This window comes from Cupriavidus basilensis (assembly GCF_029335485.1).
In the GTDB taxonomy this organism is placed as follows: Bacteria; Pseudomonadota; Gammaproteobacteria; order Burkholderiales; family Burkholderiaceae; genus Cupriavidus; species Cupriavidus basilensis_E.
On the sequence record NZ_JARJLM010000687.1, the window covers coordinates 1 to 9,611 of the forward strand.

Sequence of the window (9,611 nt, forward strand, 5' to 3'; positions counted from 1 at the left end):
TGCGGATTCGTGGTGGGCGCGTCAGTCCTGCCTGACTGCTGGCGCTACCGGCGCGAACGGCATTGCCAATGCGAATGGCACTGGTTTCCGTATAGCGCCCCTGATGGCAATGGCCCGTGGTCGCTCACGCATCTGCCGTTACCGGCGCGAATGGCCACTGCCTCCCGATCTTTACTGGTTTCGTCGTGGGCGCGGTGGCCCCAGATTTGGGGCGCTCAGCCTCAAGCCGGGGCGGTTCGCAGCCCCTCCCCAAAAGCAGCGGCCTTGCCGGACACGATCGCCAATCACGCCGCCTTCGCCCCTACCGACCAGTAGTAGGTCGGCGCCGTGCCGTTGATGATGTGATCGCCGACCGCCCTGCCCTTGTAGATCGTCGGATTATGCGAAGCCAGCGTCCGCGCATTGCGCCAGTGGCGGTCCAGCCGGCGGTCTTCTGCCAGCGCGGAAGCCCCCCCGATGTCGAACAGCCGCGTGGCTGCCGCCAGCACCTGGTCCGCAATGCCGACCTGCGCCTTCGCGGCGCGCAGTTCCACGTCGTCCAGCAAGCCGACCGGCACGGCTTCGCCCCGCTGCCGCAGGCGATCGATCTCGCCCAGCCCTTGCGCGACCGCGGCCACTGCCGAGGCTGCAACAAACGCCGTCCCGGCCAGTTGACCCACCACCTGCTGCACCAGCGGATCCTCGGCTGGCGTGCGTCCGCTGCCATGGCTGTACACGCGCTTGCGCGCGCGCACAAAGGCCGCGGCGTCGCGTTCGATGGCCCGTGCGATGCCGGCGAGCGTCGCCAGGTGCACCAGCTGGAAACAGGCGGTCATGGTCGTCGGCACGTTGCGCGGGAAGCTCAGCACCTGTTCACCCGACACCGCCACATGACCAAACCGCGTTGTGCCGGAGCCCGTCAGGCGCTGGCCAAAGCCGCGCCAGTCGTCGATGCGTTCGATGCCCGGCGCATTGGCCGGCACCAGTACGTGGACGGGAAACGCGTCGCCCTGCCGGCTGGCGCTGACGGCGATCCAGTCCGCGTACAGGGCGCCGGTGCTGTAGAACTTCTCCCCATCGAGCCGCCAGCCTTCGCCGTCGCGTGACAAGGCGGTCCGGTGCTTGCCCAGCGCGCCGTCGCCCAGCTCCGTGGTGGCATTGCCGAAGATCGCGCCCTGCGCCACCAGGCGCAGCCAGCGTTCGCGCAACGCCGGCTCCACCTCCGCGTAGAGCCGTTCCACAAAACCAAAATGCGCGCGCAGGATCTGCGGCAGGTTGGAATCCGCTGCGCCCAGCTCGGTCAGCAGTTCGAACAATTGCTCGACCGAGGCACCAAGCCCCCCCAGCGCCACGGGCACGCGCAAGGCGCCGAATCCGGCATCGCGCAGCAAGGCCACGGCATCGAAGGCAAGCTCGCGCTCGTGCTCGCGTTCGGCCGCGCGCACGGCGATCTCGGCAAAGATGGGGCGGAAGCGGGTGGCTAGTTCGGAATAGCTAGGGTTGCGTTCTGGCATGGGATGGTTTGTCCGGGTCGCCCGGGGTTGTCGGGTTCAAATTGCGATAGCAAACATGCGCGGCTCGCCCGTGGCCGTATCGGCTTCGTCCGGCTCGCCGGCCTTGCGCCGGTTCACCCGCAGCTCGCCGATCTGGATCAGGCGCGCGCGCGTGATGTTGCGGCTCAGGCCCAGCAGGCTGGCGGTGTGCACCTGGTTGTAGCGGCAATGGCGGTAGGCCGCGCGCAGCAGGGCGTTCTCCACTATCTCGTGCACGCCTTCGTGCTCCTGCTCGAAGAGCCGGAGCACGGCACGCTCCAGCAGCGCTTGCGCGGGCTCGTCGTCGACCTGCGCGGCGGCCAGCTTCGGGGGTAGCGCCGGCTCCGGCGGCGCGGATACGTGCAGGTCGTCCGCCCCGATCAGGCTGTCCTGGCAGGTCAGCAACGCGTGATGCAGCACGTTCTCCAGTTCGCGGATATTGCCCGGCCATGGGTAGGAGACCAGCTTGCGTTCCGCGTCGCCGGTCATGCCCACCTCGCCATAGCCCAGCCGCTCGCCGTACTTGCACAGGAAATGCTGCGCCAGCGGCAGGATGTCGCCGGGGCGCTCATGCAGCGGCCGGATCTCCAGCGCGACCACGTTCAGGCGATAGAAGAGATCCTTGCGGAAGGTCCCGTCCCTGATCGCGGCTTCCAGCGGCCGGTTGGTGGCGGCCAGCACGCGCACGTCGATGGGGACCGGCTTGCGCGACCCCAGCCGCACCACCTCGCGCTCCTGCAGCACGCGCAAGAGCTTGACCTGCAGCGACATCGGCAGGTCGCCGATCTCGTCGAGGAACAGGGTGCCGCCGTCGGCTTCCTCGAACCATCCTGCCTTGGCGCCGAGCGCGCCGGTGAAGGCGCCCTTCTCGTGGCCGAACAGTTCGGCATCGACCAGCGACTCGGAGAACGCGCCGCAATTGACGGCGACGAAGCGCCGGTTGCGGCGCGCGCTGAGATTGTGGACATGGCGCGCCACCATCTCCTTGCCGGTGCCGGTCTCGCCCACGATCAGGATGCCGGCCTCGCTCGGCGCCACCTTTTCCGCGTGGCTCAGCAGGGCGAGCGATTTGGGATCCGCGAAGACGTGCGACAGCGGGCGCGGCGCAGGCAAGGGCCAGGACAGTAGCTGCATGGGATTACGAGTAGAAGGTCGGGCCCGGCAAGGCGCCGTTGAGCGCCCAGTCCCCGAGTTCGTGAAGCTTGTAGTCGAGCGGATCGTGCAGCGACTGCGTGCGCAGGTTGCGCCAGTGGCGGTCCAGCCGCAGCGCCCCGTGCGTGGCGCGCGCGCCGGTCACCTCGAAGATCCGGCTGCTCAGGTCCAGCCCTGCACGCGTGGCCGCGACCTTGGCCGTGGCGATGTCCACGGCCACTTCGCCGCGGTCTTCGGCAGTGAGGTCTGCGCCGGTGCGCCACGCGGCGTCGAACCTGGATGCCGCGCGCTCCACCAGCAGCCGCACGCCTTCCAGCCCGACCCAGAACTCGCCATAGCGGGCAAGCACGTAGGGGTCTTCGGTCACGCGCGCGGCCCCCGACTTGAACCAGGGCCGCGCCTCGCTGAGCGTATAGCCGCGGGCTTCGTCGAACGCGCCCTCGGCGATGCCGAGGAAGGTGTGGCAGAAGATCAGCTGCGCCAGCAGCGGACGCAGGCAGGCAAAGGGCGTGCTCAGCGGGCCGGGGTTGAGCAGCAGTTCATGCGTCTCCACCCTGACCCGCTCGAAGGACACGCTGCCGCTGTCGGTCTGGCGCTGGCCGATGCTGTCCCAGTCGTTGTGCAGCGTGATGCCGCTGCGGCTGGTCGGCAGCGCGCCGATCAGCAGCCGGCCACTGGCTTCGTCCAGCGCCGAGGCAACCAGCATCTCGGAATCGATGGCCCCGGAGCAGAAGCTCTTCTTGCCCGAGAACACGTGGCAGCCGCCGCCGCGGGTGGCGATGGTGCGCGTATCCAGCGGATTGAGCGCATTGCCCCAGAACCAGTTGCGGCTGGCAGTCTGCTCCCACCATGGCTGCCACTGGCTGGCCTCGCCGAACAGCCGCAGCGTGGCCAGCGTCAGGTGGTGAAAGCCATAGACGTGCGCGATCGACGCGTCCGCGCGGGCCAGGATGCGCACCACCGCAAGCATGTCCGACCAGCTGCCGCCCAGCCCGCCGAGTTCAACGGGAATGGCGAGGGCCAGCAGCCGGCTTTGCCGCAGCGCGTCGCGCTCGGCCTTGGGCGTGCCGCCCTCGGCATCGCGCGCGACCGCGGTCTGCGCAAAGCCGCGCGCGAGCGCCTGCGCGGTGCGCAGCGGGTCCAGCGGCACTACCCTGGCACTCAGGCTCATGCCGCTGCCTTGCTGCCGGGCAGCACGTCGTTGGCAATCATTTCGCCGAACGGCCCGGTCAGGTTGGTGGCGCCGCCGCGTCCCAGGCTTGCATAGGGCTCGGGCAGCAGTGGGAATACCAGTTCGGCGAAGCGGTACGCCTCCTCCAGGTGCGGGTAGCCCGAGAAGATAAAGCTCTCGATGCCGAGATCCGCGTATTCCTTGATCCGCGCGGCGACTTCCTGCGGGTTGCCCACCAGCGCCGTGCCGGCGCCGCCGCGCACCAGGCCGACGCCGGCCCAGAGGTTGGGGTAGATCTCCAACTGGTCGCGCCGCCCACCGTGCAGGGCGGCCATGCGGCGCTGGCCCACGGAGTCGAAGCGGGAAAAAGACTTCTGCGCGGCAGCGATGGTCTCGTCCGAGATCGGCGCGATCAGTGCATCCGCAGCCCGCCATGCCTCCTCGCTGGTGCGGCGCACGATCACATGCAGACGCACGCCGAAGCGCACCTTTCGCCCGAGACGCGCGGCGCGCGCGCGCACGTCGGCGATCTTCCTGGCGACCGCCTCGGGCGGCTCGCCCCACGTCAGGTACACGTCGACCTGTTCCGCCGCCAGGTCGTGCGCCGCCTCCGAGGAGCCACCGAAATAGAGCGGCGGATAGGGCCGCTGCACCGGCGGATAGAGCGCCTTGGCGTTCTCCACCTTGATGTGCTCGCCCTCGAAGTGCACCGCCTCGCCCTCCAGCACCCGGCGCCAGACGCGCAGGAACTCGGCCGATGCGGCGTAGCGCTGACTGTGGTCCAGGTACAGGCCGTCGCCGCGGTTCTCGTCCGGGTCGCCGCCGGTGACCACATTGATCAGCAGCCGGCCATTGGAGATGCGGTCCAGCGTGGCGGCCATGCGGGCCGACACCGTGGGCGAAATGATGCCCGGGCGGATCGCCACCAGGTAGCGCAGGCGTTCCGTCCAGGGCGCCACCGCGGAGGCGATCACCCAGGAATCCTCGCAGGAGCGCCCGGTGGGGATCAGCACCCCGTAGTAGCCCAGGTTGTCGGCCGCCTGCGCGATCTGCTTCAGGTAGCCCAGCGAGACGGGACGCGCCCCTTCCGTGGTGCCGAGATAGTGGCCATCGCCATGGGTGGGAAGAAACCAGAATACGTTCATTGCCGCAGCGCTCCCCTCAGGCTGCGCGCTGCAGCGGCAGCCTGCGGCTGCCGTCGAACAGCGGCGCCGCGCGGTCGGCGGCGAGGCGAATGCGTTCGGCCAGCGCGGCGCTGCTGACCTGGTAGTTCTGGAAGTCGCCCGGGCTGCCATACACACCGATGGGCAACGTCAGCGCCTGCAGGAAGCCGAACAATGGCCGCAGCTGATGCTCCAGCACCAGTGCATGGCGGTCGCTGCCGCCCGTGGCCGCCAGCAGCACCGGCTTGTCGACCAGCGCCTCCTGGCCCACCAGGTCGAACAGGTGCTTGAAATGGCCGGGATAGGAACCGCGATACACCGGCGCGGCCACCACCAGCAGATCGGCGGACTCGATGGCCAGCAGCTCGCTCTCGATCTCCGCCGGCAGTTCCGCGCGCGACAGCGCGGCGCCGAGCGGGCGCGCGATGTCGCCCAGGTTGACGATATGGCTCTGCAGCAGCAGCCTGTCTTCGAGTTCCGTGAGCAGCGCCTGCACCAGCGCGAGCGTGCGCGAGGGCAGCTGCGCGCTGCCGTTGACGGCGACCACTTTCAGCGGTGTAGCCATGGGGAGAACCTCCTGTCGATATCGATGGATCGTGAATTCACGCATTGCGTGTGAGGCACTGCCTCAGGCAAGAAGCAAGCCTGCGCGAATCGCCGTGTATTGCGCCGCCGCACCATGCTTTGCCTGGCTTCGGCGCGGCCCTGGAAAACCAGTTGCTGATCTGCTGTTGCGCACGCAACAGCGCCGATGACGTTGCGGCGGCCCGCGCCGGGCCGCCGGCCGGTCCATCGTCCGGTGGAAACACCGCCGTCAATGCCGGCGGCTCGCGGGAAATAGGGGCATGCATGAGAATCGCCGTAAGGTTGGGCACCTGGCTGGGCACCTGGAAAACAGCGGCGGCCGTTTTTAGGTAGCCGCTTACAAGACTCTCACGATAGCGCAGCGGATTGAGCCGCCGAAGGACGGATTTCGTCTATGCATAGATAGGCGGTGCGCATATGGGCATGCGAATTGCGCTTCGGCATCGCTGGCGCCCAAGGCGCACGGCAAGCGGCTGAAGAATGCCGGCTTTCGGTGCCGGCTGAGGACGGACGGCATGGGTGCCGCCGGTTCATGGCTGCAATCAGGGGAAAGGGGCGCAAACGGTTGCTGCGCATGCGGCCACGCGAGGTGGTGCGGGTCGGGCGCGGTGGCGTCGTCCCGATGAGAATGGGCGGCCCCGGCAACGTGGGGGATCCCCGCCGTCGCCTGTGCCGCGTGGCAGGCCGCACGCGCGGCCTGCGAGCGCTCGGCGCCTTACAACGCTGCCTTGGCCGCCTCGTACGCCGCGAACAGCTTCTTGAACACCGGACCCGGCACACCCGCGCCGACGGTCCTGCCGTCGATGCTCACCACCGGCAGGATCTCCTTGCTGGCCGACGTCAGCAATACCTCGTCGGCGTCCAGCACTTCATCCTTCGCGATACGGCGCGCTTCCAGCGAGATATCCAGCGCGGCGCACAGTTCCTCCATCCAGCCGTAGCGGATACCTTCCAGGATCAGGTTGTCCTTCGGCGGCGCCGAGACACGGCCCTTGCTGACAATCCATACGTTGGACGCGGAGGCTTCGGTCAGGAAGCCGTCGCGGAACTGGATGGTCTCGGTGGCGCCGTGCTCCACCGCGTTCTGCGCCGCCAGCACATTGCCCAGCAGCGAGGTCGACTTGACCTGGCAGTGCAGCCAGCGCTTGTCTTCCGCCGTGACACAGGCCACGCCTTTCTCGCGCATCTCCGTCGACGGCGGCACCATCGGATTGGTCATGATCAGCACGGTGGGCGTCACCGCCTTCGGGAAGGCATGCGTGCGCCGCGCCACGCCACGCGTGACCTGGATATACACCATCTGGTCGCTCAGGCCGTTCGCCTTCACCACCCGGCCGATCAGCGCCATCCATTCCGCATCGGTATGAGGGTTGGGAATGCCGATGGTTTCCTGGCTGCGGGCCAGCCGCGCCAGGTGCTGCTGCAGGCGGAAAGGCTTGCCGCCATAGATGGGGACGACTTCATACACGCCATCGCCAAAGATGAAACCGCGATCGAGCACGGGAATGCGGGCTTCGGACAGGGGCGTGAGCTCGCCGTTCAGGTAGACGATTTCGTCGTTCATGGTGGGTAAGGGTGCGGCAGGGGCCAGGGCCGGGTTGCGGGAAGGGGCGAGAAAGCGGACATCCATCGATTGCCGCATTCTTTCACAAGTGCCGGCGGGAGCTTATGCAAAATCGGCATGACCTGCCCGGAGGCGCCGCTGCAGGCGGCGCCGTGATGTCCACGGCACTGCGCTGACCTGTGCCGCTGGTCCGCTACTCCGCCTGCCCGCCATTCTCGACGCCTTCACCGATGCGCCAAGGCAGGAGTTCTCGCGGCACTGAACGCGCTCGATGGAAGATGCCCGGTGCGCAGTCAGGCGACAGGCATCCCGCTCTCGATCCACTCTGTCGCCGACGCATGCCGGGGACGCCAGCCGAGCTCGGCCCGGGCTCGCCTGGCGCGCACCCGGCTGTTGGAGCCAAAGGAATAGCGCGCGTGGCCTTCGCCCCAGAACGGCGTGGCCTCCTCGACGGACCAGGACTGCACGGGACCCAGGCCAAGCCGCCGCGCGATGGCGGCGCCGATCTCGGCATACGAAGCCTCGCCGTTCTCCACGAAGTAGAAGGCGCCAGCGGGCGCGCTTTCGAGCGCACGCGCATAGAGGTCCGCCACGTCGGCGATATGGACATTCGACCAGCGGTTGACCCCGCTGCCGACAATGCGCACCACACCGCTTTGCCGGGCCTGCGCCACCAGCGGCGGAATCTGCACGCTGTCGGCGTGCAGGCCGGCGCCCACGCCGTAGATCATGCTGTTGCAAAGCACGACGCCGCGCACGCCATCGGCAGCGGCGGCCAGCACCAGTTGGTCGATGGCGTGGCGGGCCTGCTTGCCGGCTTCCACCACGAAGGGCGTCTCTTCATCGAAGATGCGTGGCGACAGCGCATTGCCACCGACATCGTCGCCGATCACGCTGGAACCGCTGGTATGGAGAAATGGCTTGCCCGAGCCGCGCAGGCCGGCCAACAGGGCTTCCACCGCGGCGCGATGGTCACTGCTGGCGGCATTGACCACGCCGCCGGCCTGCGCGGCTTCACGCGTCAGCAGCACGTGGTCGTCCAGCGTGCCCAATACCGGCGCGATGCCCCGCAGGGCCAGTTGCCCGGCCTGCGCCTCGGTGCGGACCAGGCCCCGGACCGTATGGCCGGCAGCAATCAGGTGCGCGGCGACAGAGCCGCCGATAAAACCGGTCGAGCCGGTGATGAAGATTTGCATGGGAAACGCCTCGCGTCAGTCTTGGCCGGCGCGCAATGGGCCGGCAACCTGGACGGAGTATCGGCGCCCCGGGCCCGGAAAAAAACCGTGCCGCGAGCAGAAGAGTTTTGATTCCGGCGCAAGAGTGCGCCCTGCGGGACGAGCGTGAGGCGCATCAATCCCGCTCGCTCCCCGCCCCTCGCCCATCAGCAGGCAGCGCCCGGGGAAAGCCCGGATCAAGCGCGGTGTCGGCCTGCCTTACGCGAAGCCCCCCGGTCCGCCCAACACCAGCAGCAGCGCGCTCAGCGTGAAAAACGAGGCGACGGTGGTCGCCAGCAGGGTGACCGCGCCGAAATCCTCCTGTCCGTACACCTGCCCCAGCGTTGCATAGATACTCATCATGGGCATTGCCGCCATCAGCACGGCTGCCGTGCGCAGCGATGGCTCGACCTCGCCAAGGCCAAGCACCGGCAACGCGGCCATCGCCAGGAAGACCATCAGGGGATGCAGCACCAGCTTGCCGGCAAGGATCGGCGCCATGCGCGAACCGTGTGCGCGCATGGGAAGCCCGACCAGCGTCCCGCCGATCACGAAAAGAGAGAGCGCGCTGGAGGATGCCGCCAGCATATCGACCGTGCGCGTGACCGGCGCAGGCAATGTCAGGCCTGTGCCGGACACCGCTACCCCGCAGAGCAGGCCAATGATCATGGGGTTGCAGAGCAACCGCGCCAGCGATCGGCCCAGCACGCGCCATCGACCGGTTCCGCCGTGCCTGTGCTCGGCCAGGAACAGCAGGAAGGGAATGACGAACAGGTTCTCCACCGTCATGTTGAGCGCGAGCGACACGCCCGCCACTGGCGCGGCGGTGAGCAGCAGGATGGGATAGCCGACGAATCCGCTGTTCGAACACGCCATGCCCATGGTGTGGAAGGCGCTGATGGCCGGATTCAGACCGGAAATGCGCCGGCACCAGAAATAGCCCAGGCCGATCACGGCGCATGACCCGGCAAAGTAGGCCAGCAGGTAGCCGACATTGAGAACATCGCCAAGCTGGCGTTGGGACAGCGCCCTGAACAGCAGGACCGGCAACGCCAGGTTGATGACAAACTTGCCGAAAACGCGCATGTCCGCCTTGGCGAACAGCCCGGAGCGGGTCATCGCAAACCCGATCAGGATGACAATGTAGATCGGGGCGACGATGGCCAGAATGGCGAGCATGATGAAGCTGCTGAGAGAAGCGATTGGATAGGGATACCGCGGGCACCGCGCCCGCGAGCCCCGCTTGGAACC

At 68.0% G+C, this 9,611-nt stretch carries 8 protein-coding genes; all 8 read right to left on the reverse strand.

Annotated features, from left to right (window positions below; all coding sequences use genetic code 11):
* Positions 1–284: 284 nt before the first annotated feature.
* The 8 genes from P3W85_RS42385 to P3W85_RS42420 all read right to left on the reverse strand — a co-directional run bounded on the left by P3W85_RS42385 (position 285) and on the right by P3W85_RS42420 (position 9,539).
* Positions 285–1,493, reverse strand: coding sequence for an acyl-CoA dehydrogenase family protein (locus tag P3W85_RS42385; protein WP_276269212.1), 1,209 nt, complete (start codon positions 1,491–1,493; stop codon positions 285–287).
* A 36-nt stretch (positions 1,494–1,529) separates the two neighbouring features.
* Positions 1,530–2,645, reverse strand: a complete 1,116-nt coding sequence (locus P3W85_RS42390; RefSeq protein ID WP_276269213.1) for a sigma-54 interaction domain-containing protein — start codon at positions 2,643–2,645, stop codon at positions 1,530–1,532.
* Between the two features lie 4 nt (positions 2,646–2,649).
* Positions 2,650–3,834, reverse strand: coding sequence for an acyl-CoA dehydrogenase family protein (locus tag P3W85_RS42395; protein ID WP_276269214.1), 1,185 nt, complete (start codon positions 3,832–3,834; stop codon positions 2,650–2,652).
* Complete coding sequence (gene ssuD, locus P3W85_RS42400) at positions 3,831–4,979, reverse strand: FMNH2-dependent alkanesulfonate monooxygenase (RefSeq protein WP_276269215.1); 1,149 nt, start codon at positions 4,977–4,979, stop codon at positions 3,831–3,833. The genes P3W85_RS42395 and ssuD overlap by 4 nt, the downstream gene beginning before the upstream one ends.
* A gap of 16 nt (positions 4,980–4,995) precedes the next feature.
* Positions 4,996–5,562 carry an FMN reductase gene (gene msuE, locus P3W85_RS42405; protein WP_017230538.1) on the reverse strand — a complete coding sequence of 189 codons (567 nt, stop codon included), beginning with the start codon at positions 5,560–5,562 and terminating at the stop codon, positions 4,996–4,998.
* Between the two features lie 735 nt (positions 5,563–6,297).
* Positions 6,298–7,146, reverse strand: a complete 849-nt coding sequence (locus P3W85_RS42410; RefSeq protein ID WP_017230537.1) for a D-amino acid aminotransferase — start codon at positions 7,144–7,146, stop codon at positions 6,298–6,300.
* Between the two features lie 293 nt (positions 7,147–7,439).
* On the reverse strand, positions 7,440–8,342 hold the full coding sequence (locus tag P3W85_RS42415) for an NAD-dependent epimerase/dehydratase family protein (RefSeq protein ID WP_276269216.1): 903 nt from the start codon (positions 8,340–8,342) through the stop codon (positions 7,440–7,442).
* 237 nt (positions 8,343–8,579) lie between these two features.
* Complete coding sequence (locus P3W85_RS42420; protein ID WP_276269217.1) at positions 8,580–9,539, reverse strand: AEC family transporter; 960 nt, start codon at positions 9,537–9,539, stop codon at positions 8,580–8,582.
* Positions 9,540–9,611: the final 72 nt, after the last annotated feature.